Source organism: Rhodococcus sp. 05-2254-6 (assembly GCF_002258565.1).
GTDB lineage: Bacteria > Actinomycetota > Actinomycetes > Mycobacteriales > Mycobacteriaceae > Rhodococcoides.
Genome location: NZ_NOZF01000166.1, coordinates 1 through 559, shown reverse-complemented (window position 1 = coordinate 559; position 559 = coordinate 1). Strand labels below are relative to the sequence as shown.

Sequence of the window (559 nt, the reverse complement as noted above, 5' to 3'; positions counted from 1 at the left end):
GTGAGTGCGCGAGTGGACACCGACGTCGCGATGGCATTGGCCGAATCGTGAAAGCCGTTGGTGAAGGTGAACGCCATCGCGAGGGTGATGACCAGAACCAGTGCTACCACCGCGCACTCACGTCTCTTTCAGCACGATGGATTCGATGACGTGCGCTACCTTCTCGAAAGCGTCTGCGGCATCTTCGAGTTCGTCGCCCACTCCCTTGAGCTTCATCACGGTCAATGCGTCGAATCGACCGTCGAACAGATCCGCCAGAAAAGTCCGATAGGCATGATCGACATCCTCGACCGGTCGGCCAAGGTCACGGCGGATGCAATGCCGAGGCTGGCGTCGATGAAGGATCTCGAGCGCTACTGGATCGAGATCAACGAGCTCGAGAACCGGGCCGATCATGCCTATCGGACTTTTCTGGCGGATCTGTTCGACGGTCGATTCGACGCATTGACCGTGATGAAGCTCAAGGGAGTGGGCGACGAACTCGAAGATGCCGCAGACGCTTTCGAGAAGGTAGCGCACGTCATCGAATCCATCGTGCTGAAAGAGACGTGAGTGCGCG

The 559-nt window shown here is 58.0% G+C and carries 1 protein-coding gene; it reads left to right on the top strand.

From position 1 onward, the window contains the following. Positions 1 to 273 precede the first annotated feature (273 nt). Complete coding sequence (locus tag CH256_RS22875; RefSeq protein WP_256989518.1) at positions 274 to 552, top strand: DUF47 domain-containing protein; 279 nt, start codon at positions 274 to 276, stop codon at positions 550 to 552. The last annotated feature ends 7 nt before the right edge of the window (positions 553 to 559 follow it).

What these genes read in the sequence shown, in the direction of transcription:
- CH256_RS22875 (WP_256989518.1), top strand. Translation starts at nt 274, where the DNA reads ATGATCGACATCCTCGACCGGTCGGCCAAGGTCACGGCGGATGCAATG.